A 26,420-nucleotide genomic window follows, 5' to 3' on the forward strand; every position below is an offset into this window, starting at 1 on the left:
CAGGTCCATCAGAAAGGGAATCTTCAACAGGAATTCCATGCTGGCCTATGTAAGGGAGAACAGCAAGTACCGGAAGCCCGGTTTTTTCTTCTATCCAGCTTTTCCCGTCCTCAAAAAGCTCCGGATTCCCATGAAATTTATTAATAATGATGCCTTTTACCCGGTCTCGCTCCTGAGGACTTAATAGCTCCAGCGTTCCGATTATACTTGCGAAAATTCCGCCTCTTTCAATGTCCGCTGCCAAAATCACGGGAACATCCGCCATTTCCGCAGCCTTCATATTAGCAAGCTCTTTTTCCTTTAAATTGATCTCGACCGGGCTCCCTGCTCCTTCCAGTACCAGAATCTCATACTTCTCCTGCAATTTCTGAAGTGACAGCGTAATTGCTTCAAGGCCCTTTTTATAATAATCACTCTGATAAGAGCTTCCTAAAACAACTTCTGCATGATCCCCAAGCATGATAACCTCGGATTGGCAGCCGGGCATAGGCTTAAGTAAGATGGGATTCATCCATTCGTTCGCTTCAGTCTTGGCGGCCTCTGCCTGCAGTCCCTGCGCTCTGCCGATTTCCTTTCCTTTTTTGGTTTGATACGTATAGTTGCACATATTCTGAGATTTAAATGGAGCTACTCGATATCCTTCATTTGCAAATGCCCTGCAAAGAGCAGTAGCAATCAGGCTTTTCCCGACATCGGATGAAGTCCCCTGAATCATGATCCCTTTCATGCCGGCTCTCCTTTCATTTGAATAGGAATGCCTGCTTCAACAAGATAGGCTTCATCAGCCATCTTTACGATTTTCCTGTGGAGCATCCCCAATAGTTTCGCATATGTAAATACCAATTTGTTTTCGCCAATTGGCTCATTCAGGACTTCATTGCTGACTATGATCAAGGTCCTGCCTTTTTGGCGGATTTCGTTGATGGCCTGGAGAATATCTGATGAAAGTTTTTCCTGGAATTCTCTGGACCGCCAACTATCCTCCGCTCTAAAAAGCTCATTATTCAAGAGAGTGGTCAGGCAATCGAAAAGAATGATATCCTTATGGGTAAAGTTTCCCGAGATCTCTTCAAGGGCGGAAGGCTTCTCCCAGGTTTTCCAGCCCAAGCCGCTCTTATCCCGGTCATCCTGATGCCTCTGAATCCGCGCCTTCATCTCGGAATCGTATGCTTTTCCGGCAGCAATGTAATGAAGCTTTCCGTCTGTTTTCTCTGCGAGCCTGGAAGCAGTCCTCTCTGCAAATGAGCTTTTTCCGCTCCGCACGCCACCCGTGATAAAAATCAGCGAACTTTCCGCCATTCTTTCATCGCCTCCATCAGCACATCATTGTCTTTCGGCCCCTTAATCGCAAAACGCAGCCATCTTCCTTCCAGGCCGGGGAAATTCATCGTGTGCCTCGGGATAATTCCCTTTTCCAGTAAAAATTGAAATAAAATCAGCTGCTCATCCATGCGGGGATCCCTTAATAAATAAAAGTTTACGGCAGAAGGAGAAACAGCAAAATTCAAATTCCGGTAAAATGAAACCAGCCTCTCTCTCTCCTGCCGGATCAAATTCTTTGTCAGCCTGACATGTTTCTTGCTGTCCAGACACCACTCTCCTGCTTTTAAAGCAAGGGCATTCACGCTCCAGTGCGGTTTCAGAGCAGCCGCTCTTTCAATCAATCTCTCACCTGCCATCATGTATCCAAGGCGCAGGCCGGGTATCGAAAACATCTTCGTCATGGAGCGCAGCACCACAACATTTGAATCCTTTCCTATTACAATAGATTGATAGTCCAAGGCAAAGTCATAAAAAGCTTCATCCATAATAAGCAGGCAGCTGTGAATCTGACACTTCTCTATCAGCTTCTCCACCAAATCTTTAGGGTAGTAGACGCCTGTCGGATTATTTGGGTTGCAGAAGAAAATAGCATCAGCAGCTTTAAGACTTTCGGATAGCGCTTCCATATTCAGATTCCAATCTTCAGGCTCCAGCTGATAATAAGAGACTGTACAATTATTAACCCGGCAAGCCTCTTCATATTCCGAAAAAGCCGGCTGAATAATCAGTGCATGTTTCCCTGCTATCATCCTGCCAATCAGGGTAATCAGCTCGGCGCCTCCATTTCCCACCAGAATCTGTGTTTCCTTTATCCCTTCTGCAGCCGCCAGTTTGCTTTTTAAAAGCACTCCATGTGGATCCGGATAATCGGTTATATAGGGGAATAGGCTTCCCCACCTGTCTTTTAATTCACTGGGAGGGCCCAGGGGATTGATATTGGCACTGAAATCAATCCGCTCCTCAGGCATTTGCTTATCCATCGCTTCATATAAATATTGCGGATTAGATCCGTGTGAAGGCCAGATCAAGAAACATCCCTCCTGTCCATAATAGAAGCAAAAATAGGAAAACTGCTTTGTTCATAATCGAGATACTTTTTATGATATGTTCTTTTTCAAGCATAACCATTGGCTTCCCCATTGTCGCACGGTTAGAGATGACATCCTTATAAAAATTGATTCCGCCCAGCTGCACCCCCAGAAGTGCTGCAACAGCCGCTTCCCCCCAGCCGCTATTCGGGCTCGGATGCTTCGGTGCATCTCTTAAAAGGATTGCCCATGCCTCCCCATATGGAGCATACTCCGGCTTTTGTGTGAGCATGATGCAAACCGATGTCATCCGGCTTGGAATCCAGTTTACGATATCATCCGCTTTAGCAGAAGCCCATCCAAAATCCATATATCGTTCATTCATGTGGCCAACCATTGAATCACATGTATTAATGGCCCGGTAGATCAGAGCCAGCGGTGCACCGCCAATCATGGCCCAAAGTAACGGAGCAGTAATGCCATCACTTGTGTTTTCCGCCACTGTCTCCACGGCAGCCCGGACAATGCCTGGTTCATCCAGCCGATCTGTATCCCTGCCGACAATGTATGAAAGCTTTACTCTTGCTGCTTCCATATCCCCTTTTGCCAGAGGCTCATATACCTCCAGCGCTGCCTCTTTTAAACTCTTTTGAGCAATGGCTGTGAATATAAGAATTCCTTCTGCCAGGATGCCTGCGATCGGATGAATTTCATAGAAGAGCCGGGTAATGAAAAGGGTGATGCCACCTGCTGCCAGCACCACGATTAATAGCACGAGGCTCCCTTTTAATTTTCTAAAGCGGCCTTTATTCAGAGCTTGTTCCAGTTTATGTATCAGGGCACCCATCCACCTGACCGGATGCGGCCAGTTTGGCGGATCCCCTATCAGCTTATCCAGTAACCAGGCAAAGGTTAGCGCGAACAGGTGATATAAAATCATCTTTTTATCCTGCTTTGCGATTTTTTTATCGCCTCAACGGTACATTCGTAGACACCCTTGCCAATCACTTTGCCAAGCGGTGTAATGGTACCCGCATACTCCAGGTTTTCTCCCTGCTGTGCGGCGGCAATCAAAATACTGTCAGTTGATGTTCCGGTCGCTATCGTCCCTGTGACGGCATCTATAACTTTCTGATCATTTAGTGCTCTGGTCTTAGCCTCGGTTGCGGTCATAATGGATTGGATAAAGGCTTCCTCTGTAAGATGGCCATTAACGAAAATCCAAGTATTGATTGTACCTGGAGTCAGATGATAGGAATGCTCTTCACTTTTCGAAGCATCAACCGCATTGCCGACACCGGCTGTCACGACCACATACACAGAGAATGTATCTTCTTCATAAAATTGGCTGCTGTAATCCTCAATATATACAGCGGTCATCATCCCCACAGTTTCCCCGGGTTCAAAGCCGATTTCCCGTACAAATTCCGCCATCTCTGCCCGATGATCGCTGCAGTCATAATTCTTGCTCACATGCCGGTTAAGAAAAATCCGATTCCAGCCAGTCCCCGATCCGGTTACACCTGAAGACATGGTTTTAAGCGGAAATGGCGAGCGAAGGACCAGCAAATCCTCCCGTACCTCCAGGCTGGCTGGATCGATGCGCTTCTCTAATTGGCTTTCTGCCTGTGAGCGCTCAGGCACCAGCACCATCTGAGGGGCCGCCACTCTTGGATGCGGCAGCTTCTCGATCTTCGTCCTGTAAACCTCCCGTATCCGCCCTTCTTTTAAAACCTCATTAGGAACATGGTTAATATTGACTTCACCATTCTCCAGCAGCAATAGGCGGTCACAGTACAGGCCGGCCAGATTCAAATCATGGAAGATGGAGATCACCGTCAGTCCGCAGTCCTTTGACCATACGGAGAGGAGATCAAGCAGTTCTTTTTGATAAGACAAATCGAGATGGTTCGTCGGCTCATCCAGCAATAATATTTCCGGCTCCTGGGCAAGGGCCTGTGCTAAAAACACCCTCTGTCTTTCCCCGCCGGATAATTGCTGAATATCAGCATCCTGAAATCGGGAGATGCCCGTCTGTTCCATAACCCGGTTAACCGCTTCTTCATCCTTGCTGGTCCAGCTCTGGAACCAGCCCTTTTGATGAGCATAGCGGCCAAGGGAAACGGTTTCCTTTACGGTATATGAAAAGGCCTGAGAGGAATGCTGGGGCAGAACAGCCATGATTTTCGCCAGTTCTTTCGGTGTATATTCTGAAAGGTTCTTACCTTTGATCACAATATCACCTGATGTATGGGGCAAAATGCCGCTCAGCATCTTCAGAATCGTCGTCTTGCCGCTTCCATTCGGCCCCAATATCCCGAAAAGCTCCCCTTTTTCCACTTCAAAGCTGATATTTTTTACAACCGGCGCACCGGCATACCCGCCAGTGATTTGCTGGACTCTTAGCATGATTTACCACTTCTTTCTGAACAGAAAAGCGCAAGCGCCTTGCCCCGAAGGAACGCAGACTAAGATCGCCACGTCCTGTGGCAACGTCTGCATGACCCGCATCCTGCGGGCCTCAAGCACAAGACGAGCCTCACAGAAAGGCGTTATTTGCCTTTTTGGGAGGATTGCCCGAAATGTGGAGGCGACTGCCCAGGGACGACAGGCATAAGACGGTTCCTGTAAGAAGGCGTTTTTCCTTCTGAAAGGAAACGGCTTATGACCCCGAGTCCCTAGGAGCCGCAACAAGACAAGCTTGTGACCTCGAGGGGGTAGGCGCTGGAGCTAGACAGTTACCTAAGTTCAAAGTTGTACTTTCTTACAATTTAGAAAAGCGCAAAACGCCCTTATGCGCTTAAAGTTTATTCCTTCTTTTCATTAAAATAACCCCAAAAGCAGGTGCACCGATTAAGGCTGTAATCACACCGATCGGAAGCTCGGCAGGGGCAATGATCGTCCGTGAAACCAGATCGGCAATAATAAGGAAACCTGCTCCCACCAGAATGGATAGCGGCAGCAAATGCCTATGATCCGGTCCCCATAACATCCTGGCCAGATGGGGAATCACAAGTCCGACAAACCCGATCGTTCCAGACACAGCAACAGCCGCACCCGTTAAGATGGAGCCTGCTATCAGGACCATCATCTTTCTCTTCTGAACGTCCACCCCGATATGCCGGGCCTTTTCCTCTCCGAAGCTCATAGCATTAAGCTCTTTGCTGTTTACTAACAGAAGAACCGCACCTATCACAAAGAAGGGAAGGATAATGTTAATATACGCCCAGCCTCTCATCGACACACTTCCAAGAAGCCAGCCGATGATCTGTCTTAGCTCTTCACCAGTCAGAGCAATCATCAGAGAAATTAGAGCGCCAAGAAAAGAACTGAAGATAATGCCCGTTAAAATAATCGTTTCCACTTTCATGGATCTTTCAATATTTCTCGCAAAAAGCAAGACAGCAAAAATGGTTAAAAAGGAAAATAAGATGCTGAATAAAGGCAGCGTAAACATTCCTGCAAAGGGAATGGATAAGCCAAAGAACAAGGTTAAAACTGCACCGAGTGAAGCCCCGGAAGAAACTCCAATGGTATATGGATCTGCCAGCGGGTTTCTTAATAAACCTTGAAAGGCGGCTCCCGCAATGGCAAGAGACGCCCCAACCAAGCCTGCCAGCAATACGCGCGGAAGCCTGATGTCCATAATGATATTTGCATGCATGCTATCTGTGTTTTCCAATGAAACAAAGGGAAAAATCTCAGCGCTTATTACTCTGATGATCGTCATGGGATGAATGGACACTGTTCCAATTGAAATCCCCATCAGCATGGCACAAAGCAGGAAAGCTGCTGCTGTTACATAAGCCAGTAATTTATTATTTAAATACGTCCGGATATACTGCTTTTGCAAGTTCTTCGACTCCTTCAATAATACGAGGGCCAGAGCGGGTTACCATATCGGAATCAACATCGGCAACCTGCTTATTTTTCACTGCGGTAATATCCTGCCAGCCATCCCGGCTTAAGACATTGCCGACAGCATCTTCAGTGTAATAGCCATGAGTTGTGATGATCACGTCCGGATTTCGTTCGATAATCGCTTCCGGATCCATCTTCGGCCATCCTTCTTCCGAAATAATATTTTCCGCGTTGATGGCACTCAGCATTTCGTCCATAAATGTCTCAGTGCCTGCTGCATAGATTTCTGGAGCAGGTGAAACTTCAACCATTACCGATTTGCGGTCCTCTTCTTTTATCCCATTCGCTTTTGTTTTGATTTCCTCAAGCTGGCTCTTCATGTCTGACACAAGTGTTTCTGCTTTTTCTTTCTCTCCCGCTGCCGTTCCAATCATTTCAATGGATTCAAAAACCTGATCAAAGCTCTTCGCGTCATTGACAACAAGGACGGTCACACCCGCATCCTTTAATTGCTGAAGACCTGCTTCCGAACTTTGTGCGCTTGAAGCATGGGCAAGAACAAGGTCGGGGTTTAAAGAGATCACTTTCTCTACATTAAATTCCAAGCCTCCAACCTTTTCCTTTTCTGCGGCTTCTGGCGGGTAGTTATCAAAGTCGGAGACCCCAACCACTTCTTCTCCCAGCCCCAACTCGAATGCTATTTCAGTGTTACTTGGAATCACGGAAACGATTCTTTCAGGCTTGGCTTCAATGACCACTTCATTATCCAGCGCGTCATTTATCGTTACAGGAAATGCAGCATTCTGCCCTTCCTCAACCTTTTTCTCTTCTTTTGGCTGTTCAGCACTCCCGCCGCAGCCTGCAAGCAATCCTGCAGCAAACAGCATAGTTAATAAAAATGCATAAAACTTTCTCATTCTCAGCAATCCTCCTAGAACTTTCGACAGAATTCGAGTGGTGCCTGTCACCACCGTTTTAAAATAAAAAAACATCCCCTCGAACGGCAAGGAGATGTTGGTATGGTCATTTAAAAAATGCAGAATAGATGGCCGGACCAAACACCTCCCTATCCTCGTAGGTTTATGGGTGCTTAAGAATCAGGCAGGTCTCCTGGCTCATGGTCAATGCGTTCTGCTCCTTCCCATACTTGGGTGTACAGTGGATTTGCAGACAGCTACCATTTACAGTGGCGGGACCGCGCTGGAATTTCACCAGCTTCCCTATTAAGTCTTCAAAAGCGCTTGCTTTAAAGCCCTTTTGAGAAGACACCTGTTCTATTGCGGTTATAAAATTTTCTATTTCCGATTATACACCATCCCGCAGAAAAAGTAATAGAAATTTGCTGAATGTTGTAAAAAAGTTCAGAATTCTAACGCGAGTATATTTTCCATTCCCTTGTCTTCTTATCGAACACAATCTTCGCCTCACATGGCTCTTTCACTATGGCTTCATACTCATCATACATATCATCCATATTCGCAAAATCACCAATAATCCAAATAGGAATCTCAATCCTGACCCGATTCTGTTCAATATCCTTAATGGAAAGGACCGCTCCTTCTTTCATAAGGGGCTTTAATGAAAGCAGGACATCTCTGGTGATTGGAGGATACGTCTTTTTCTTTTTAATGCCAAGGAGCGTTTTTTCTACCTTCATCTGTTCCATTTTCCCGGGGATCACTTCTCCAAGCATACGGTAAAAATCGTTCAGATCGCGGTAATATGTGCGGTTAAACCAGCCATCATCATGAGCAAGGTACACATACCGGTTGCTCAGATAATTGTAAAAAGGCAGCTTAAGATGTTCTTTGACATGGCCGAGATAAAGAAGTTCCGCAATGGTCTGGCCGGGAAGCTCATTCACCGCTTCCTCTTCCTCGAAGTCGATCCAGCAAAAATCGCCATAGCCGTATACATCATCCCCAACCAGCCTGCCCAGCTTGTCCCTTGATACATAATCGAACATCGTGTGAGTATTAAAGTCCCCATGTTCAAAACGATGCTTTAACAGCAGCAGATTATTAATAGAATCTGAAAGAGTCTGGGCAAACTCTGCAAACTCAATTCCATAAGTCATCACATACTGATCCTGTTCATTAAGGTGGATGTAGATGAGATCACGAATAGTTTGATTCCTTCTTTTCAATGACGAAACCCCCGAACCGTAGCCTAATTGATAAAAGACAGCTTCTTATGAAACTGTCTGCCAAACTTCCAGTATTTTATCCTCTTATTGTAGCAAAAATATCTGAAAATATCTTTCCAGATGAGAAAAAATTTTTAATCCGTTTTTTTTGAAAATACAGGAAACCAACATCATAATATATTCGTCTAACTAGTGAAATCTCTTTCTCCATTGTAAGGTTAATTTTTCCTTTGATAGGATAAAGTGAAACTTCAATCAGCAGGGAGTGCTTTTCTCCCGGCTGATTGTTAGTTGAGGCCCACAGGAAGTGGGTCACAAAGACGTTGCCACAGGATGTGGCGTTTTTAGTCTTTGTTCTTCTTTTCGGGCCTTTACGGGCAGTTTGACCCCCACTTATTCTCCCTTGATTCATCTGATTCTAGATGTGGGGTCTTACTGCCCGTTAGACTGCGATAAAAATGTAAAAAGGTAAAGAAACCAGGTGTATATAATGAACCAGAATAATAGATTCTCAGACCGATTCGATTGGACGTTATGCTTTCTTCTGCTGCTGTTTTTTCTCATCAGCTGCATTGCGATTTACAGCGGACAATCCTCCAATCAATATGAAGGGAATTTTGTTATCTCACAAATCAAAAATTATATTGTAGGTGCCGTCATTGTAGGGATTGTCATGTATTTTGACAGCGAGCAAATCCGGAGACTCACATGGCTGCTATACGGTTTAGGCATCCTATTGCTTATCGGGCTATTCATTGCACCGGAAAGCATTGCACCAGAGCGCAAAGGGGCTACATTGTGGTATATCATTCCCGGACTCGGTTCAGTGCAGCCTTCTGAATTTGTAAAGGTGTTCCTTATTATCGCCCTCAGCAAAATCATCGCTGACCACCATCTGAAGTATCAGGCTAAGACAGCCGGAACGGACTTTTATCTCCTAATTAAACTAGGGGCAGCCACATTGCCTCCATTAGGATTGATTATTATCGAAGACCTGGGTACTGCCCTTGTCATCATCGCGATATTAGCAGGAATCATCCTGGTATCCGGAATCACCTGGAAAATTCTTGTTCCGATTTATGGAATCCTGGGTGCTTTAGCAGGAACGGTTCTATACCTGGTGATCATAGCACCGGAGATTTTAGAGAAATACCTTGGGATTGACCCCTATCAGTTCAGCAGGATTTATTCCTGGCTTGACCCGGTCAATCATAAGCAGGGGGCCGGAATGCAGCTGTATAATTCCATGCTCGCTATCGGCTCGGGATTAATTTCCGGTAAAGGCTTTACCGACAGGCAGGTATATGTGCCGGATGCCCACACTGATTTTATCTTTAGCGTCATTGGAGAGGAGTATGGCTTCTTCGGCGCCAGTGTCGTAATCAGCCTTTTCTTTCTGCTTATCTATCATTTAACGAAAACTGGCCTTGAGACGTCTGATCCTTTTAATACCTATATTTGCGTAGGGGTCATCAGCATGATCACCTTCCATGTTTTTCAAAATATCGGAATGACCATTCAGGTTCTGCCAATCACCGGCATTCCGCTGCCGTTTATCAGCTACGGCGGAAGCTCACTTATGGGAAACATGATGGCCATGGGACTGATATTCAGCATTCGCTACCATCATAGAACCTATATGTTCTCAACCGATTCAAATTATGTTGCAAAATAATTCCAGCCGCGTATAATAACAGTAATATATTTAGTGTCTATGATGAAGAGAGTAGCAAAGGGCTCTTTCCTATAAGCGAGACAGGGCCGGTGCAAGCCTGTCGGAAATCCTATTTGTGAAGCGCACTTCGGAGATGCATAGCTGAAAGAAAAGTAGGCTGTGCCGGGTAAGGAGTCCCGTTACCAAATCCCTAAAGGAATGTGTTCTACTAATATGAAACGTCCTTTCGCAAGAGGTCCTTTGGACAATCAGAGTGGTACCGCGGGCAGATTCAGCTCGTCTCTATATTTATATAGAGGCGGGCTTCTTTATTTTTCAGGGGGTGTGTGTTTTAAATGATGGATTTCAAAGCTATATTCGCAGCACAGCTGGCATCTGTGCTGAATGGGCATCTTTCTGAGAAAGCCATTTCAGACTTAATCGAAACGCCAAAGAATCCGGTACATGGTGATCTTGCTTTTCCCTGTTTCACACTGGCAAAAGCATTCAGGAAATCCCCTGCCTCCATTGCAGAAGAGACCGCTTTCCAGATAAAAGGATCGTATATTGAAAGAGCTGAAGCTGCCGGGCCATACATTAATATCTTTTTTTCCAAAGGTGCTGCAGGTGCAATCATACTGGAAAAAATCCTGAAAGAAGGAAAGGAATTTGGACTGCTGAAGGATGGTGCAGGCAAAACAGCCGTGCTTGATTTCTCTTCGCCCAACATCGCAAAGCCTTTTTCCATGGGTCATCTGCGATCAACCGTCATTGGAAATGCCCTCGGAAACCTCGCCGAAAAATGCGGTTATACAGCGGTCAGAATTAACCACTTAGGCGACTGGGGCACACAATTCGGCAAGCTGATCACCGCTTATAAAAAGTGGGGGAATCCGGATAAAGTGAAGGAACATCCGATCAGGGAGCTGCTCAGCCTTTATATACGGTTCCATGCAGAAGCAGAGGCAGATCCATCGCTTGAAGATGAGGCACGTTCCTGGTTCAAAGAGCTTGAAAACGGAAATAAAGAAGCACAAGCCCTCTGGAATTGGTTTAGAGATGAATCATTGAAGGAATTCCAGCGGGTTTATGACAGGCTTGGCATCCATTTCAACTCATACAATGGGGAAGCTTTTTATAACGATAAAATGAAACCCGTCATAGATGAGCTGATGGCAAAAGATCTGCTGGCTGAGTCTGATGGTGCAGAGGTCGTTCAGCTGCCTGATGAAGACCTGCCTCCATGCCTAATCAAAAAATCCGACGGAGCGACTCTTTATGCAACACGCGATCTGGCTGCGGCTTTTTACAGAAGGGAAAACTATCAATTTGATCACTCCCTATATATTGTCGGCCAGGAACAAAGCATCCATTTCAGGCAGGTCAAAAGCGTGATCAAAAAGATGGGCTATGAGTGGGCGGACAGTATGAAACATGTTCCGTTCGGCCTCTACTTAAAAGATGGAAAAAAGATGTCTACCAGAAAAGGAAGAGTCATCCTTCTGGAGGAGGTTCTGGATGAAGCAGTTCTTCTCGCAAAGAACAGTATCGAGGCTAAAAATCCCGGTCTGGAAAATAAAAATGAAGTCGCTGAAGCAGTCGGCATCGGAGCCATTTTGTTCCATGATCTGAAAAATGACCGCATGAACAATATTGAATTTTCACTTGAAGATATGCTGACATTTGAAGGAGAGACAGGTCCTTATCTGCAATATACCAATGCACGGGCCTATTCCCTGCTCCGCAAGGCAGATGATATACCATCTGCCGCAAGCGGGCTATCCGATCCTTACAGCTGGGAAATTATTAAGCTGCTCTATCAATATCCTGAGAAAATCAGACAATCTTATCGGCAGCTTTCCCCTTCCGTTTTCGCTAAATTTCTGATTGATGTTGCCCAGGCTTTCAATAAATATTACGGACAGGTAAGAATACTGGAGAAGGATGCCGGCATCCAGGCAAGACTTGCCCTCGTCAAAGCAGTCACCATTGTTCTTACAGATGGAATGCAGACACTCGGCATGAAGGTGCCCCGGCAAATGTAAAAGGAGAAGCCGTTATGGCCTCTCCCTTTTTGCCTTTGTCCGGGCTTTGGCTTTCTGCATTTTCACAAGGCTTCTTACCAGAAATCCGCCGACAAAAATGGCCATCAGCACTAAACCGGTATAATTCAAATGTATTAATTTCAGAATCACACTGGCGACTGTCGCCATATATAAGGCACCAAGCATATAAGTAATCTCTTCGTTCTCAAAATAGGAGGTAAGTTTCGCACCAAACTGTGAGCCAATGAGCCCTCCTCCTACGAGTGAAAGGCCAATCCAATAATCAATGCTGACAGTGGAAACGTAGGACAGGAAGCCTGCGGATACGATTAACATGACAGCAAACAAGCTGGTCCCTACCGCATTTTTCGGCATCATCCCTAAATAGGCGACCGATAAAGGCACCATAATAAAACCGCCGCCCACCCCTAATGTAGTAGAAACAAATCCTGCAAAAAATCCAATCAGCACCATCTTCACAATGGAAGGCGAATGTTCAGAAGAGTGAACAGCATTGGCTGATTTTTCCCTTCTTTTCAGCATGCTCAAAGCAAAATAAGACAGCAATATGATATAAAAAACGGGCACGGCCCACGTGTCCCAGCCTTTATTCTCAAGAAACAGAACAAATGGATGGGCGGCCTGAGTAGCTGCCATTCCGCTTAATCCAAGTATCAGCCCCTGCTTAAGCCTTATATTCTTCAGCCTGATATGAGCGGAGATGCCTGAAAGGGACGTCCCAATCGAAAACAGTAAACTCGTGGTGATCGCTTCTACTGGAGAAAAACCAAAAAGCATAAGCGTTGGAGTAAGAATGAATCCCCCGCCTACCCCAAAAAACCCCGAGAGCACACTGATAAGCGCTCCGAGAATAATAAAGAAAACATATTCCATTTATATTCCTCACTAACTGTCTCTGCTATTAATCCGTACTATATCACTTTACCATAATTGGCAACGGTTATACTGTTGTTCTTTATTTATAATAATTATAAATAAGTATTGATTATAATTTAGTATTTGTTATAATTAGTATATAAATTACTTAGGGGGAATTACGATGGAAAAATTATATGATGCATTAAACGTACAAATAGCTAACTGGAGTGTCCTATATACGAAATTGCACCGCTACCACTGGTTTGTAAAAGGCCCTCTTTTCTTTACCCTTCATGAAAAGTTCGAAGAATTATATAATGAAGCGGCGGAAGTTGTAGATGAGGCAGCGGAACGCCTGCTTGCAATCGGCGGTTTACCTGCAGCAAGCTTGAAGGAATTCCTAAGCATTACGACTCTTGAAGAATCTAATGGGGAAAAGAAAGCAGAAGACATGGTTGCTGCTCTTGCTTCGGATTATAAACATATTAAGGAACAATTAATCTCTTTAGCCCAGCTTGCAGAGGAACGGGAAGATCAAGTGACAGCCGATTTCGCCATCGGGTTAATGGAAAAATTGGATACGCATATTTGGATGCTGCAAGCCTACTTAGGAGAATAATCGATTTTGGCAAGAGAGTCAGTGAGAATGATCACTGGCTCTTATTTTTGTGCTGAAAAAATTTTTGCCCTTTGGACACTCTAAGGTGTTATGATTTATCTGATTGCTTCATTTTTATTTCGGAAAGGAGTCTCCATAATGGCAAACTTAAAATATTCATTCTTTATTTTTCTCGGCGCATGCAGTTACGGCGTTCTGGCATCCATTGTTAAACTGGGACTTCAGGCCGGCCACTCTGTTCCCGAACTGACCGGAAGCCAATATTTAATTGGGCTCCTTTTATTATTGCTTTCTTTCCCATTTATCAAAAGAACGAAAATCACCCTTACACAAGCAGCAGCTTTGTTATTGACCGGTGCCTCCTTAAGCTTAACGGGCATTCTGTATGGAATGAGCCTTGATCGGAACCCGGCCTCCATCGCTGTTGTTCTTTTATTTCAGTTCACCTGGATTGGAATTCTTTTTGAAGCATTATATGAAAGAAAGATGCCCAGCAAAGCAAAAATCATTTCTTCGATCCTGCTTATTATAGGAACGGTATTTGCAAGCAACCTGATTAATTCCGGGTCACATGCTATTCAAGCAGATGGCCTGATTTATGGCTTATTATCTGCGGTTACATTTGCCGTGTTCATTTTTGCAAGCGGTAAAGCAGGCAAAGGAATTCCAACCATACAGAGGAGCATCTTCATCACATTTGGCGGACTTCTTCTGGTTGCAGCTGTTTCAGGTCCCGTCTTAATAAGCGGCGGCATTCAGCTTGGGGGCCTATGGAAATTCGGACTGCTGATGGCATTGTTTGGCGCTATTTTCCCTATTGTCTTCTTTGCAATCGGTTCACCCCACTTAGATTCAGGGCTTGCCACAATTGTAGGCTCTGCCGAACTTCCGGCAGCTGTTGCTGCCGCTATGCTGATCCTTGGGGAAAGGATATCAGAAGCACAGACTTTCGGGATTGTGCTGATCCTGATTGGAATCAGCATACCGCAGTTTTCATTTAGAAAAGCAGCAAAGGATCGTTTGAGCACGTAGGATTTTTTATGGCGGGATTCGCTGGGTACCGCCTGGGGCGGCGACCTGCTTGACGAAAGGAGGCTTTGGATGTCATTCCAGGGTCTTTTTTCTTTGTAAGCCGGTGTTTTGCGGTGGGTTATTGCTGGTGAAGCTGGGTTCGGACTTTGGCTTGGTCTTTTCTGCTTTCTGTGTCTATAGTTGGTCCGGGTTCTGACTCTGGCGCTCCTCTTTCTGCTTTCTGTGTCCGAAGTTGGACCCGGGTTCTGACTCTAACTCGCTCTTTTCTCCTTTCTGTGTCCGAAGTTGGACCGGGTTCTGACTCTGACTGGCTCTTTTCTCCTTTCTGTGTCTGAAGCTGACCCGGGTTCTGACTCTGACTGGCTCTTTTCTCCTTTCTGTGTCCGAAGTTGGGCCGTGTTCTGACTCTAACTGGCTCTTTTCTCCTTTCTGTGTCTGAAGCTGATCCAGGTTCTGACTCTGGCGCTCCTTCTTCTGCTCTCTCTGTCCAAAGTTGAATCGTACTTTTTATTTTCCAGGCTTTTTCTCTTCACAAAATCAAACAACTTCAGTAAACTATTAATACCTATAAAACCAATGAGAAAGGTCGGAAAATAGATGGCAAATACACCCGTTTCGATTCCCCGTCCGCTCGTAAGAACCAATCAATGGTCAATCGTATTAAGTGTTTTAGCTTCGTGGTTTACCGGAGAAGCCTGGATTCTCGCCATTCCCCTGCTTGCAGGTACAATGGGCCTATTGTTCGGTTTCAATCCGATTATGCGTACAGCAAGGTATTTTCTTAGAAAAAGTCCTTCTGAGTACATTCCCGAAGACTGGGAGCAGCAGCAATTTAATCAGGTGATTGCCGTTGCCTGTCTCGCACTTGGGCTGATCAGCTTTCTGCTGGGATGGACAGCTGCAGGGTATGTTTTTACAGCTATGGTCGCTCTTTCAGCATTTATTGCCATTCTGGGATTTTGCATCGGCTGTTTTATCCGCTTTCAGCTTAACCAATATAAATACCGAAAATCGTAAGGCAGCCATCGAGGCTGTCTTTTTCTTTTCCTTTTTCACCCAGCTAGTTTCAAAGGACTTTTTAAGGGGTACATATTTCATAAGTAAAATATTCTGAGGTGAAAAAATGAAAACTGCCAGTAAGTTTCTTTTAACAAAAGAAGATATGACTAACCCCGAAGTTGTGCCTGAGTGGGTTATTCAAGAATATAAAACATTTCATGATACAGTTACAGATAAAACCTTCCCGTGCTATTTTGGAATGACTGCCGAAATGCGCGGCGAATTGAGATATGCCTATATTACAAAGGAAGACTGGTCTAATCTGCCAGGGGCTCTTGAATCCTTTATCGAGCTCTTTGACGCACCAAAGCTTATTCGTCATGGCCTATTTGTATTTGTGGAGCCGGAAAAAGATGAAAAGCCGCTTGAGCATTATAGAGAAAATTTCTGGAATATCCTTCAGTATTTGCATAAGGTTGATACTAAACCGTGGCCGAAGGATTATCCGACAGATCCGGACCATCATTTATGGGCGTTTTCTTTTGCGGAGGAGCCATTCTTTGTGTTTGGCAATGCGCCTGCATATAAGCAAAGAAAGACCAGGGATTTAGGCAACAGTCTTGTGCTTGGATTCCAGCCGCGCCGTATTTTTGAAGGTCTAGAAGGCACCTCTAAAGGCGGCGTTATGTCCAGGGAAAAAGTAAGGGAGCGGGTTGAAAAATGGGATGGCCTCCCTACCCATCCAAACATCAGCCATTATGGCGATCCCGAACACCGTGAGTGGAAGCAATATTTTATCGGTGATGACGTTAAGCCAATCGAAGGGAAATGCCCTTTTCATCATAAATAATCGGGCAGTTCGGTGCAAAAACTGCATAAATAAACAAGGAACCGTTCTCAGTGAACGGTTCCTTATTTATGTGTCATATATTGATTAATGCGGCTGCCGATCGCAGATAATACTTCTTTACCGGCTGCCTGATTTTGGAGCCTGTCCACAAGTACTGCAGCGAAGACTGTCTTTCCTTTATGGGTAAATATGGCGCAATCATGCTCTACTCCGGGAAGTTCGCCTGTTTTATTGGCAACCTTGACTTTTTCCTCGTCTATCGTATTGGCAAGTTTGTTTTTAAACTGCTGGTTTTCCAATATATACAGTGCTTTTTCAGTATACTTCCCTGATAGTATTTTTTGTTCTGCCAATGCCTTCATGCCACACGCCATATCCCTGGCAGTCGTGGTGTTGTCAATGCCGTTTTTCAGTGCTTCAAAATCCATCATCTTTCTGTTTAATGATGTATTATTAAACCCCGAATTATTGAAAAGCTGATTGATTTTCTCTATACCGAGCAGTTCAATGATAAGATTAGTCGCTGTATTATCAGACACAATGATCATAAGGGTCATTAGGTCTGTCACCTTGATCTTCAAATCTCTGGCCATGGCTTGCAAAACACCCGATCCGCCAACCCGGGCTGAAGCAGTAACTTCCACTTCCTCCTCAAGCTGAAGCAGCCCTTTCTCCGCCTGTGAAAGTCCCGCAAGTAAAATCGGCACCTTTATTAAGCTGGCTGAAGAGAAAACGGCATCGGCATCTTTTTCGATGAAACCATCCTCAGTATGGATATATACGGCAACGCGGCCTTCACAGCAGCTGGCCAATGTAAGAATTTCCGCCTTAAGAGTATGAAAGTCCATTTTATTTCGCAACCGCTACTTGAGGCCGGTTATGGTCGCCAGTTACTTTTTCATTATATAAATGGCAGGCCACAAAGTGATCCTTCTCAATCTCCTGCCACTCAGGCTTCATGGAAGCACAAGCCTCCATCGCATAAGCACACCGCGTGCGGAATACACAGCCGCTTGGCGGATTCATTGGACTTGGGAGCTCCCCTTCCAAAATGATTCTTTCCCGGTTATCCTCGACATCAGGGTCAGGGATGGGAATCGCCGACAGCAAGGCCTGTGTATAGGGGTGAAGCGGATTTTTATATAAGTTTTCGCTTGTGGTTAATTCCACCAGATGCCCTAAGTACATAACGCCGATTCTGTCGCTGATATGCTTAACCATTGAGAGATCATGGGCGATAAATAAGTAGGTCAGCCCTTTTTTCTTCTGAAGCCCCTTAAGCAGGTTCACCACCTGGGCTTGTACCGATACATCCAGTGCTGAGATCGGCTCATCAGCAATAATGAATTCCGGGTCCAGCGCAAGAGCACGGGCAATTCCAATTCTTTGCCTCTGTCCGCCGCTGAATTCATGCGGATAACGGTTGGCATGATCGCGGTTAAGACCCACATCCTCCAGGAGCTGATAGACCCGCTCAAGCCGTTCCTTCTTATTCGGATATAACCCATGAACCTCCATGGGCTCGGAAATAATCTCCTGTACGGTAGAACGCGGATTCAAGGAGGCATACGGATCCTGAAAAATCATCTGCATCTTCCTGTGAAAAGCAAACCTCTCTTTTTCAGTCATGTTATGGACATTTTTCCCGTCATACAGGACTTCACCTTCTGTACGGTTATATAAACCAATGATGGTACGCCCTGCAGTTGATTTTCCGCAGCCGGATTCACCGACAATCCCGAATGTTTCTCCCTGTTTGATATGAAAGGAGACATCATCAACAGCCTTCAGGGTTTGTCCTTTTCCCATTGAAAAATGCTTTTTTAGATTGTTGACCTGTAAAAGTGCTTCTTTTGCCATGTTTATTCCCCCGTCTCTTGCCAGTAACGTCTAGCTGCACATAGTTCCTTTTCATAGATGGTATCTTTCAAGTCGATAACTTCGATGTTTTTACCGGTATTTGGAGAATGAAGCAGCTTTCCATCACCATAATAAATGCCTACATGATGGAGTTTGCCTTTCCCTTCTTCATAAGCAAAGAATAATAGGTCCCCTGGTTCAATGGCATCCAGTTCGACCGGCTTCCCTGAATCCGCCTGATCATGGGCATCACGGGGAATGATCACTCCATTTGCTTTGCACATCGAATAGCTGAACCCTGAACAGTCATATCCATAGCTGCTCATGCCGCCCCATAGATAGGGAAGGCCTATAAATTGTTCACCCGCAGCAATGATGTCTCTGCCGCTGCCTTTCCGTATAGCTTTGATTGATTCAAAGACCTTCACGTCAGCAGATTTTAAGAATCCTTCTCCTTCAGTTGTCTGCACCTGGACCCACTCGGTTTCTTCTTTCAAGACTGGAAGTACAGTTTGATAACTTAGAATAAGTTCCGGCTCTCTGTCAATCGAATAGAGTGTTGCTTTTTTGTTATGGATGACAGCAGCTTTTTCACTATCAAGCTTCCAATCTTCATTCTGAGTCAGCTGGGCCTTCGGCAACCAGCCGGGATACCCTCTCTGGTCCTTTGAAGAGGGCTGGCTCGGAACAATAACATGTACCCATCCATCTCTCTCCTCCAATACAATCACTTCTTCTCCGTACAGAACTTGTGATTGCACAAGATTCCCGTCGCAAAGCTCCAGCCGGGGCTCATAGGTGAGCTTTTCAAGCCAGGTATCCAGATTAACTGGGTTGGTGATGGCTTCAGTGTCAATTTCTCTTGATGAATCGCTAGCTGTCCACAAGGTCGCAGCCGGAACCGAAACCAGCCATTTCTGCTTAGTTGCCAAACCGAATTCCTCCTTTTTAAAATTGTCAGGATGTCAATTCCTGCTTGTTCACTGCCAATGATACATTTCTAATGCCAAGGCCAGGTTCAGATGGCAGGGTAATTTTGCGGCCGGAATAGCGGATTCCGCCTTCCACAATTTCTTTTGCCATCATCAATGGGGCGTCAAAATCAAAGCGGGTTATATTCTTTTTGCTGGCTGCAAAATGGGCTGCGGCCGTAATGCCGATCTTGGTTTCAATCATGCTGCCTACCATGCATTCCATCCCGCATACTTCAGCGAGCTGATTAATGATCTGCGCCTGATAGATGCCCCCTGATTTCATCAGCTTGATATTAATCAGGTCAGCACTTCGCGTTTTAATGACTTCAAATGCCTGCTTCGGAGTAAAGACACTTTCGTCTGCCATAATCGGTGTATCAACCGCATCGGTCACCTGCTTAAGGCCCTCTATATCCCATGCCTTCACAGGCTGTTCGACAAGCTCAATGTTCAAGTCCAGTGCTTCCATTTTCCGGATGGCATAAATAGCATCCTTTGGTTTCCAGCCCTGATTGGCATCCAGGCGGATTTTAATTTTCGATCCTACCCGGGTGCGGATCTCCCGTATTCTCTCTATATCTGTTAAAATATCATCCTTGCCTACCTTTACCTTGAGGACATCGAAGCCTTGCTGAACATAGGAAACGGCATCTTCTCCCATTTCCTCAGGGCCATTGACGCTTACTGTATAATCCGTTTCCACTTCATTCTTATGTCCGCCCAAAAATTGGTAAAGAGGCAGTTTGCATTGCTGTGCAAGACAATCGTATAAAGCCATATCCACCGCTGCCTTTGCACTCGAATTTCCTATTAAAGCGGACTGAATCCCCTGGAAAATCTCCTCATAGTTTAGAAGACTCTTATTGATCAGCATTGGCTTTAATACATGATGAATGGCTGACTCTATGCTTGAAAGGCTGTCCCCGGTGATCACCACAGTGGGTGGTGCTTCCCCCCACCCGGCTATTCCGTTATCACATGTTACTTTTACAACAAGCGTTTCAGCTGTCTCAACTGTTCTCAAAGCTGTTTTAAATGGTTTTTTCAGTGGTACTGCAGCTCTAAATGTTTCGATCGTGTTTATTTTCATCTATACCACCCTTTTACTTAACTCCGCTTTCGATTGTCAGCTTTTTACCGGCTGCATCCAATTCTGCCCTTACACCTAATGGCACAGAAATATGCGGAGAGCAATGGCCGATATGAAAGCCTTTAACAGCAGGCTTATTCACCCTTTTGATATACGTATCCAGAACTTCATCCAGTTCCAGGGAAAGTTCTCTTTCCGGAACACAATTATTAAAGTCCCCAATGATAAAGCCGGCCGCATCCGCAAGCTTCCCGGCCATATGCAGCTGGTTTAGCATGCGGTCGACCGCACGGGGCTCTTCGTTAATGTCTTCAATAAGCACAAGTTTATCTTTTGTATCAATTTCAAAAGGTGTTCCGATTGTACTGGCCATAAGAGACAGGTTTCCGCCCGTTAAGACACCCGCGGCACTCCCGTTCACCATCGTCTCCAATTCTGAAATTCCTTCTGGATAGTCAAGTGTGACCGGCTCAAATAACTGGTTAAAATATTGCTTGGATAGCGGATCCGCATCCTCTTTGCCAATATCAGAGGCGAGCATCGGCCCATGGAAGGTGACCAATCCTGTCTCTTGGCGAATGGCTGTGTGCAGGAATGTTATATCGCTGTATCCCCAGAAAATTTTCGGGTTTTCTTTTATCAGACTGTAGTCGATTTGGGACGCAATTCTCCCGGTTCCATAGCCGCCGCCTGCACAAATGATGGCTTTGACTTCCTTATCCGCAAACATGTTATGTAAATCCGCCAGACGGTCTTCATCCTTCCCGGCCAGGTAACCATATTGATCTGTCACATGCTCGCCCATCTTTACCTTTACACCAAGCTCTTCCAAAAAAGAAAGAGATCGTTTCAGGTTCTCCTGATTGGGCGGGCTTGCCGGTGCTATAATTCCAATCGCAACACCTTTTTTCAGGCGCTGAGGTTTGATTGCCATGCTGTCACATCCTTTTCGTTTTATAGCATTATATGCTCCTGCAGCAAAAGCATTATTTGGGAAATGAAATAATTGTCGAGGATATAAGCTAAATTTCGGGAAAATGCATTATTTTTCTGGAAATAATCTCGAAAAGCGCAGAGCGCCCGCTTATCGGCGACAAGCATAAGACAAGCGCTGGCAGAAGGCGTTTTTTGCCTTCAGAAGTGATTGTCCGAAAAACGAAGGCGACTGCTTAGGGACGACAAGCAAAAGACGATTACTGTAAGAAGGTGTTCTTTCCTTCTGGAAGGAATCGTCTTATGACCTCGAGTCCCTAGGAGCCGCAGTTAGCCAAGCTTAAGACCTCGAGCCGATGGCGCTCGGAGCTAGACAGTTATCAAAGTTCAAAGATCCTTATTCTTCAAAAAAAATATACTTCTGAAAAAAAGGGATGTTCACACGAACACCCCTTTTCCTGTCACTTTCACATCAAGCCAAAGAAGTATTACTTCTTATCTGCCCATTTAAGCTCCAGGTATCCAACCGGATGGCGGACGATTCCTGAAACAGCATCATTATAGAGATATACCTGGTTGTAGAAATGGATAGGGATAATCGGCATTTCTTCGAATAAGATTTTTTCCGCTTCATACATCAGCTCAAAGCGCTTTGCTTCGTCTGCTTCATTCTTCGCATCCTTGATCAGCTGATCGTACTTTTCATTGCTCCAGCCAGTGCGGTTCATGGAATGTCCTGTCTGGAAGTTTTCAAGGAAGTTGATTGGGTCAGCATAGTCAGCAAGGAATGAGCTTCGTGATAATTGGAATTTAAGCGCTTTTTGTTCTTCAGCGAATACATTCCATTCCATGTTGGCAAGCTTCACTTCAACGCCAAGATTTTCCTTGAACATTTGCTGAAGAGCTTCTGCGATCTTTTTGTGAGAATCACTTGTGCTGTACGTTAATGTAACTTCAGGAAGTGTTTCATAGCCTTCCTCTTCCATACCTTTTTTAAGAAGGGACTTCGCTTCTTCTACATTCGTTTGGACAAGATCTCCTGCTGTTTCACGGAAATCCTTGCCATCAGCATCCTTAAATCCATAGGATACAAATCCGTATGCAGGCTTTTCTCCATTCTTGGTTACAAAGTCAACGATTTGCTTTTGGTCTACTGCCATTGCGAAAGCTTTACGGATGTTTTCATTCTGGAATGGCTCCATATTTACGTTAAATCGGTAGAAGTAATCACCGGCCTGGTCTTCAACCTTTGCTTCACCCAATAGCTTTTCACTCAGCTCAGATGGAACAGCCGATACATCAAGCTCTCCGGTTTGATACATCTGGTATTCTGTATTGGTATCGTCAATGATCGCCCAATTAATTTTATCCAGTTTTACATTTTCAGCATCCCAGTACTGATCGTTTTTCTCCATTACAAAGTGGCTGTCATGCTCCCACTCTGTCAGGTTGAAAGGACCGTTGCCCACAAAAGATTCTGCTTCAGCAAACCACTGAGGGTTCTCTGTTGCTACTTTTTCATTGATTGGGAAAAATGCAGGGTTTGTGATTACACTTAAGAAATAAGCCTGCGGACTAACTAAAGTCACTTCAAATGTTTTGTCATCAACGGCTTTTACTTTTACATCATCAGCAGAGCCTTCGCCGTTGTTATAAGCTTCTCCGCCTTCAATGAAGTAGCCTAGGAAAGCTGCTGAGGAACCTGTGTCAGGATTTAAAAGACGCTTCCAGGCAAATTCGAAATCACCTGCTGTTACAGGATCGCCATTTGACCATTTTGCACCCTCACGGATATGAAAGGTGTAAGTCTTTCCATCTTCTGAGATATCCCATTTTTCAGCAATGGCTGCTTCTGGCTCATGATTTTGTCCCAGACGTGTCAAACCTTCCATTAAGTTGTTCAGCGCACTCCAGGAAACAGAGTCAAAGCCGATTGGAGGGTCAAACGAAGTCGGCTCCTGGCCATTGTTCAAATAAAGCACTTTTTCAGCACTTTCTTCTTTCTTGCCATCATCCTTGCTGTCTGTTTCTTTGCCGGCATTTTCATTTGCCGTACAGGCTGCCATAACAAATAGCAGCACACCTGCAAGCAGCAGCGATAAAAACTTTTTCATTCCTTTTCCCCCTCTTAAAATATATTTCTTTATCTATCAGATGCCTGTCTGACAGCTGATAGAATCATAACTTTCACCGTACCGGGTCCGGCACTGCGAAAGGAAGTACCTACTTTACACCTGCAAGCATTTTCTGTGCCCGCTCATCCTGGAGCCAGCAGTCCACATGATGATCCTGGCTTAAATGAGTTTTATAGGGATAAACCCGGTCACATACTTCCATTGCGTATCCGCAGCGGGCAGCAAATGGGCATCCTGCCGGCGGAGCGAATAAATCCGGCGGCGATCCGCCTATGGGAATAAGATCGGCTCCATCCAGGTCAAGACGCGGAACAGAATTCAGCAGGCCCTTCGTATAGGGATGCTGCGGATTATAGAAGATTTCCCTTCGTTCTCCGGCCTCCACTATTTTCCCTGCGTACATCACGGCAATGCGGTCTGCTACTTGAGCGACAACCCCCAGGTCATGGGTGATGATAATGATGGATACTCCAGTTTTTTTCTGGATATCTTTAAATAAGTCCAATATTTGCGCTTGAATCGTTACATCAAGTGCAGTAGTTGGTTCATCGGCAATCAGCACTTCCGGCTCACAGACAAGGGCCATGGCAATCACGATCCGCTGCCTCATCCCGCCGCTGAATTGATGCGGATAATGCTTCAATCTTTCGGATGGATTTGGTATTCCAACTAAATTCAGCATTTCCAGCGCCTTTTTACGGGCATCCGGCCGTGAAATGGTTTCATGCTGCATAATTCCTTCTATAATTTGCTCCCCGATGGTAATCGTAGGATTCAAAGCCGTCATAGGATCCTGAAAGATCATCGAAATGTCTGCGCCGCGGATATCCCGCATTTCAGACTCTTTTAATTTTGTCAGGTCCTTCCCTTTAAAGAGAACAGCGCCACCCGCTATTCTCCCGGGTGGGGATGGGATCAGCCGCATGATGCTCTGGGACGTCACGCTTTTCCCGCAGCCGGATTCACCGACAATCGCCAGGGTTTCCCCCTTGAAGAGATCAAATGATACACCCCTTACAGCCTGGACTTCCCCCCCATAAGTGGTAAATGTGACATGCAGGTCTTTTACTTCAAGTACTTTCTCCATGCTGCTACCTCCTTAACTTCGGATCGAGGGCATCCTGCAATCCGTCTCCAAGCACATTAAATGAAAACATGGTCAGGGAGATGAAAAAGGCAGGGAAGAACAGGCGCCACCAGTGACCTGATAGAATAGTAGACAGCCCATCATTGGCCATGGATCCCCAGCTGGCAAAAGGCGGCTGAATGCCTAATCCCAGAAAGCTCAGGAATGCTTCTGCAAAGATGGCCGATGGCACTGTTAATGTCATCTGTACAATGATAGGGCCCATCGTGTTCGGCAGCAGGTTTTTCTTTATAATCCTCGATGTTTTTGTTCCGAAAGTCTTTGATGCCAGTACAAATTCATAGTTCTTGATCTGCAGAACCTGTCCGCGGACAATCCGGGCCATCCCGACCCAGCCTGTTACGGAAAGTGCGAATATAATGGTGAACAAACCAGGCCCCATTACAACACTGATTAAAATAACAACGAGCAAATATGGGAGTCCATACAGAATTTCGACTACCCTCATCATGGCATTATCTGTTCTGCCGCCTTTATAGCCGGCAATCCCGCCGTAAATGACTCCAATTGCAAAATCAATCATGGCTGCCACGATTCCAACGAATAAGGAAATCCTTGCTCCGTACCATGTTCTTGCGAAAACATCCCGGCCCAATTCATCAGTTCCGAACCAATATTTTGAAGATGGCGGAAGATTCTGATTGGCCAATGACTGCTGTGATACATTATGCGGGGAAATCATCGGGCCGAATATGGCCATAAAGGCTAAAGCAATAAGAAAGAATAGCCCTGCCATCGCCAGTTTATTTTTCAAAAGCCGGCGCCATGCATCCTGCCAATAAGAAAGGCTTGGCCTTACAACTGCTTCCGCTGCATCCTCGTCTTTGGCCTTTGGCACAAACCAGTCATCCGGAATATCGGGTGCAAGGTTGCGGTTATCATGCTGTTTGCGCAGTTCCATTAGCTCGCCTCCTTTTTGTGAAGCTTAATTCTTGGATCTAGAACTCCGTATGCAATGTCCACCAGGAACAGCATTATAATCAAAATCGAGCTGTAGAAAACGGTGGTTCCCATTATGACGGGATAATCACGCGTATTGATGCTTTCTACGAAATACTTTCCCATTCCGGGAATGGCAAATATTTTTTCAATAACAAAGGTGCCTGTCAAAATGCTTGCAGCAAGCGACCCCAATACGGTTACAACAGGCAGAAGGGCATTTCTCAGTGCATGTTTAAAAACAATTTTCACCGGGGCCAGGCCTTTTGCTTTAGCCGTTTTGATATAATCCTGCGTCAGCACCTCCAGCATGCTTGAACGTGTCAGACGGGCGATGATCGCCATGGGACCTGTCGCAAGCGCCAGAGTCGGCAGAATCATATGTTTCGGGCTTGACCAGGTAGCCACCGGGAGGATTGCAAGGTTGACAGCAAGCTGCTGAATTAAGAGTGTGGCAAGCACAAAGTTTGGCACTGATATTCCCAGAACTGCTATGGTCATAGCTAAATAGTCTATAAAGCCATTGTGCCGGAGGGCTGCTATAATTCCGAGGGCGATTCCTGAGAAAACAGCCACAATCAATGTGACAATTCCCAGTTCAAACGACACCGGGAACCCCCTTCCAAGCATTTCATTCACCGTCTGGGAGGACTTTTTAATAGATGGTCCAAAGTCGAATGTTGCAACAGATTTCAAGTACATCCCATATTGGACATACAGCGGTTCGTCCAAATGATAGAATTTCTCCATATTCCGCTGGACCGCTTCGCTGGTGTTTCTTTCTTCATTAAAAGGCGACCCGGGTATGGAGTGCATTAAGAAAAACGTCAGAGTGATAATGAACCAAAGTGTGACGACCATTGCGATGAGGCGTTTTATTATGTATCCAGTCATTCATTAACACTT

At 45.4% G+C, this 26,420-nt stretch carries 23 protein-coding genes, 1 pseudogene, 1 riboswitch and 1 other annotated feature; of the genes and pseudogenes, 6 read left to right on the forward strand and 18 right to left on the reverse strand.

From position 1 onward, the window contains the following. Positions 1–10: 10 nt before the first annotated feature. The 8 genes and pseudogenes from ACTHRG_RS18330 to ACTHRG_RS18365 form a co-directional block, all read right to left on the reverse strand. Positions 11–727: pseudogene (locus ACTHRG_RS18330) on the reverse strand (cobyric acid synthase); the annotation flags it as partial. Further along, positions 724–1,299, reverse strand: a complete 576-nt coding sequence (locus ACTHRG_RS18335; RefSeq protein WP_076262966.1) for a bifunctional adenosylcobinamide kinase/adenosylcobinamide-phosphate guanylyltransferase — start codon at positions 1,297–1,299, stop codon at positions 724–726. The pseudogene ACTHRG_RS18330 and the gene ACTHRG_RS18335, both read right to left, overlap by 4 nt. After that, positions 1,281–2,351 (reverse strand): threonine-phosphate decarboxylase CobD, encoded by a 1,071-nt coding sequence (gene cobD / locus ACTHRG_RS18340; protein WP_076262964.1) that lies wholly within the window; start codon positions 2,349–2,351, stop codon positions 1,281–1,283. Before cobD ends, ACTHRG_RS18335 begins: the two co-directional genes overlap by 19 nt. Beyond that, positions 2,326–3,291: an adenosylcobinamide-phosphate synthase CbiB gene (gene cbiB / locus ACTHRG_RS18345; protein WP_076262960.1), complete on the reverse strand. Its 966-nt coding sequence runs from the start codon at positions 3,289–3,291 to the stop codon at positions 2,326–2,328. Before cbiB ends, cobD begins: the two co-directional genes overlap by 26 nt. Beyond that, positions 3,288–4,760: an adenosylcobinamide amidohydrolase gene (locus tag ACTHRG_RS18350; RefSeq protein ID WP_076262957.1), complete on the reverse strand. Its 1,473-nt coding sequence runs from the start codon at positions 4,758–4,760 to the stop codon at positions 3,288–3,290. Before ACTHRG_RS18350 ends, cbiB begins: the two co-directional genes overlap by 4 nt. A 391-nt stretch (positions 4,761–5,151) precedes the next feature. Continuing rightward, on the reverse strand, positions 5,152–6,204 hold the full coding sequence (locus ACTHRG_RS18355; RefSeq protein WP_440231741.1) for a FecCD family ABC transporter permease: 1,053 nt from the start codon (positions 6,202–6,204) through the stop codon (positions 5,152–5,154). Further along, positions 6,170–7,129, reverse strand: coding sequence for a helical backbone metal receptor (locus tag ACTHRG_RS18360; RefSeq protein ID WP_440231742.1), 960 nt, complete (start codon positions 7,127–7,129; stop codon positions 6,170–6,172). The genes ACTHRG_RS18355 and ACTHRG_RS18360 overlap by 35 nt, the downstream gene beginning before the upstream one ends. Before the next feature lie 166 nt (positions 7,130–7,295). Next, positions 7,296–7,500: riboswitch (cobalamin riboswitch) on the reverse strand. An 81-nt stretch (positions 7,501–7,581) separates the two neighbouring features. Next, positions 7,582–8,358: a hypothetical protein gene (locus ACTHRG_RS18365; protein WP_440231743.1), complete on the reverse strand. Its 777-nt coding sequence runs from the start codon at positions 8,356–8,358 to the stop codon at positions 7,582–7,584. A 490-nt stretch (positions 8,359–8,848) separates the two neighbouring features. Here ACTHRG_RS18365 and ACTHRG_RS18370 point away from each other — a divergent pair, with 490 nt between their 5' ends. Both ACTHRG_RS18370 and argS read left to right on the forward strand, forming a co-directional pair. Then, positions 8,849–10,033 carry an FtsW/RodA/SpoVE family cell cycle protein gene (locus ACTHRG_RS18370; protein ID WP_440231744.1) on the forward strand — a complete coding sequence of 395 codons (1,185 nt, stop codon included), beginning with the start codon at positions 8,849–8,851 and terminating at the stop codon, positions 10,031–10,033. A 30-nt stretch (positions 10,034–10,063) separates the two neighbouring features. Next, positions 10,064–10,320, forward strand: a binding site (T-box leader). Positions 10,321–10,371: 51 nt separating this feature from the next. After that, positions 10,372–12,057: an arginine--tRNA ligase gene (argS, locus tag ACTHRG_RS18375; protein WP_440231759.1), complete on the forward strand. Its 1,686-nt coding sequence runs from the start codon at positions 10,372–10,374 to the stop codon at positions 12,055–12,057. Between the two features lie 12 nt (positions 12,058–12,069). On the opposite strand, the gene ACTHRG_RS18380 is transcribed toward argS, so the two are convergent. Further along, positions 12,070–12,951: a sulfite exporter TauE/SafE family protein gene (locus tag ACTHRG_RS18380; protein ID WP_076262612.1), complete on the reverse strand. Its 882-nt coding sequence runs from the start codon at positions 12,949–12,951 to the stop codon at positions 12,070–12,072. A gap of 166 nt (positions 12,952–13,117) precedes the next feature. On the opposite strand from ACTHRG_RS18380, the gene ACTHRG_RS18385 reads away from it, so the two are divergent. From ACTHRG_RS18385 to ACTHRG_RS18400, 4 genes are all read left to right on the forward strand, one after another. Then, positions 13,118–13,555, forward strand: a complete 438-nt coding sequence (locus tag ACTHRG_RS18385) for a Dps family protein (protein ID WP_076262610.1) — start codon at positions 13,118–13,120, stop codon at positions 13,553–13,555. A gap of 138 nt (positions 13,556–13,693) precedes the next feature. Continuing rightward, on the forward strand, positions 13,694–14,587 hold the full coding sequence (locus ACTHRG_RS18390; protein WP_076262608.1) for an EamA family transporter: 894 nt from the start codon (positions 13,694–13,696) through the stop codon (positions 14,585–14,587). 597 nt (positions 14,588–15,184) lie between these two features. Then, positions 15,185–15,604: a DUF4395 domain-containing protein gene (locus ACTHRG_RS18395; protein ID WP_076262606.1), complete on the forward strand. Its 420-nt coding sequence runs from the start codon at positions 15,185–15,187 to the stop codon at positions 15,602–15,604. A gap of 106 nt (positions 15,605–15,710) precedes the next feature. Continuing rightward, positions 15,711–16,436, forward strand: coding sequence for a YqcI/YcgG family protein (locus ACTHRG_RS18400; RefSeq protein WP_440231745.1), 726 nt, complete (start codon positions 15,711–15,713; stop codon positions 16,434–16,436). A 62-nt stretch (positions 16,437–16,498) separates the two neighbouring features. On the opposite strand, the gene ACTHRG_RS18405 is transcribed toward ACTHRG_RS18400, so the two are convergent. The 9 genes from ACTHRG_RS18405 to ACTHRG_RS18445 all read right to left on the reverse strand — a co-directional run bounded on the left by ACTHRG_RS18405 (position 16,499) and on the right by ACTHRG_RS18445 (position 26,408). Then, a complete protein-coding gene (locus tag ACTHRG_RS18405) occupies positions 16,499–17,284 on the reverse strand; it encodes a serine hydrolase (protein WP_440231746.1) in 786 nt (261 codons plus the stop codon). Between the two features lies 1 nt (position 17,285). Then, a complete protein-coding gene (locus tag ACTHRG_RS18410; RefSeq protein ID WP_440231747.1) occupies positions 17,286–18,296 on the reverse strand; it encodes an ABC transporter ATP-binding protein in 1,011 nt (336 codons plus the stop codon). A gap of 2 nt (positions 18,297–18,298) precedes the next feature. Next, complete coding sequence (locus ACTHRG_RS18415) at positions 18,299–19,228, reverse strand: C40 family peptidase (protein ID WP_440231749.1); 930 nt, start codon at positions 19,226–19,228, stop codon at positions 18,299–18,301. 25 nt (positions 19,229–19,253) lie between these two features. Then, complete coding sequence (locus ACTHRG_RS18420; protein WP_035331882.1) at positions 19,254–20,360, reverse strand: dipeptide epimerase; 1,107 nt, start codon at positions 20,358–20,360, stop codon at positions 19,254–19,256. Between the two features lie 13 nt (positions 20,361–20,373). Beyond that, entirely contained in the window at positions 20,374–21,294 is a 921-nt protein-coding gene (locus ACTHRG_RS18425) for a S66 peptidase family protein (protein ID WP_440231751.1), read from the reverse strand. 487 nt (positions 21,295–21,781) lie between these two features. After that, positions 21,782–23,407, reverse strand: coding sequence for a peptide ABC transporter substrate-binding protein (locus ACTHRG_RS18430; RefSeq protein WP_440231752.1), 1,626 nt, complete (start codon positions 23,405–23,407; stop codon positions 21,782–21,784). Positions 23,408–23,516: 109 nt separating this feature from the next. Next, positions 23,517–24,515 carry an ABC transporter ATP-binding protein gene (locus ACTHRG_RS18435; RefSeq protein ID WP_440231753.1) on the reverse strand — a complete coding sequence of 333 codons (999 nt, stop codon included), beginning with the start codon at positions 24,513–24,515 and terminating at the stop codon, positions 23,517–23,519. Between the two features lie 4 nt (positions 24,516–24,519). After that, entirely contained in the window at positions 24,520–25,476 is a 957-nt protein-coding gene (locus tag ACTHRG_RS18440) for an ABC transporter permease (protein WP_076262589.1), read from the reverse strand. Continuing rightward, complete coding sequence (locus ACTHRG_RS18445; protein WP_076262587.1) at positions 25,476–26,408, reverse strand: ABC transporter permease; 933 nt, start codon at positions 26,406–26,408, stop codon at positions 25,476–25,478. Before ACTHRG_RS18445 ends, ACTHRG_RS18440 begins: the two co-directional genes overlap by 1 nt. Between the last annotated feature and the right edge of the window lie 12 nt (positions 26,409–26,420).

This window comes from Cytobacillus sp. SAFR-174 (assembly GCF_051964675.1).
In the GTDB taxonomy this organism is placed as follows: Bacteria; Bacillota; Bacilli; order Bacillales; family Cytobacillaceae; genus Cytobacillus.

Bases quoted from the DNA above. Each gene is read 5' to 3' on its own strand.
- ACTHRG_RS18370 (WP_440231744.1), top strand. From the start codon at position 8,849: ATGAACCAGAATAATAGATTCTCAGACCGATTCGATTGGACGTTATGC.
- ACTHRG_RS18400 (WP_440231745.1), top strand. From the start codon at position 15,711: ATGAAAACTGCCAGTAAGTTTCTTTTAACAAAAGAAGATATGACTAAC.
- argS (WP_440231759.1), top strand. From the start codon at position 10,372: ATGGATTTCAAAGCTATATTCGCAGCACAGCTGGCATCTGTGCTGAAT.
- ACTHRG_RS18360 (WP_440231742.1), bottom strand. From the start codon at position 7,129: ATGAGAAAGTTTTATGCATTTTTATTAACTATGCTGTTTGCTGCAGGA.
- ACTHRG_RS18405 (WP_440231746.1), bottom strand. From the start codon at position 17,284: ATGGACTTTCATACTCTTAAGGCGGAAATTCTTACATTGGCCAGCTGC.
- ACTHRG_RS18395 (WP_076262606.1), top strand. From the start codon at position 15,185: ATGGCAAATACACCCGTTTCGATTCCCCGTCCGCTCGTAAGAACCAAT.
- ACTHRG_RS18425 (WP_440231751.1), bottom strand. From the start codon at position 21,294: ATGGCAATCAAACCTCAGCGCCTGAAAAAAGGTGTTGCGATTGGAATT.
- cbiB (WP_076262960.1), bottom strand. From the start codon at position 3,291: ATGATTTTATATCACCTGTTCGCGCTAACCTTTGCCTGGTTACTGGAT.
- ACTHRG_RS18435 (WP_440231753.1), bottom strand. From the start codon at position 24,515: ATGGAGAAAGTACTTGAAGTAAAAGACCTGCATGTCACATTTACCACT.
- ACTHRG_RS18385 (WP_076262610.1), top strand. From the start codon at position 13,118: ATGGAAAAATTATATGATGCATTAAACGTACAAATAGCTAACTGGAGT.
- ACTHRG_RS18335 (WP_076262966.1), bottom strand. From the start codon at position 1,299: ATGGCGGAAAGTTCGCTGATTTTTATCACGGGTGGCGTGCGGAGCGGA.
- ACTHRG_RS18410 (WP_440231747.1), bottom strand. From the start codon at position 18,296: ATGGCAAAAGAAGCACTTTTACAGGTCAACAATCTAAAAAAGCATTTT.
- ACTHRG_RS18350 (WP_076262957.1), bottom strand. From the start codon at position 4,760: ATGCTAAGAGTCCAGCAAATCACTGGCGGGTATGCCGGTGCGCCGGTT.
- ACTHRG_RS18380 (WP_076262612.1), bottom strand. From the start codon at position 12,951: ATGGAATATGTTTTCTTTATTATTCTCGGAGCGCTTATCAGTGTGCTC.
- ACTHRG_RS18420 (WP_035331882.1), bottom strand. From the start codon at position 20,360: ATGAAAATAAACACGATCGAAACATTTAGAGCTGCAGTACCACTGAAA.
- ACTHRG_RS18430 (WP_440231752.1), bottom strand. From the start codon at position 23,407: ATGAAAAAGTTTTTATCGCTGCTGCTTGCAGGTGTGCTGCTATTTGTT.
- ACTHRG_RS18390 (WP_076262608.1), top strand. From the start codon at position 13,694: ATGGCAAACTTAAAATATTCATTCTTTATTTTTCTCGGCGCATGCAGT.
- ACTHRG_RS18440 (WP_076262589.1), bottom strand. From the start codon at position 25,476: ATGGAACTGCGCAAACAGCATGATAACCGCAACCTTGCACCCGATATT.
- ACTHRG_RS18445 (WP_076262587.1), bottom strand. From the start codon at position 26,408: ATGACTGGATACATAATAAAACGCCTCATCGCAATGGTCGTCACACTT.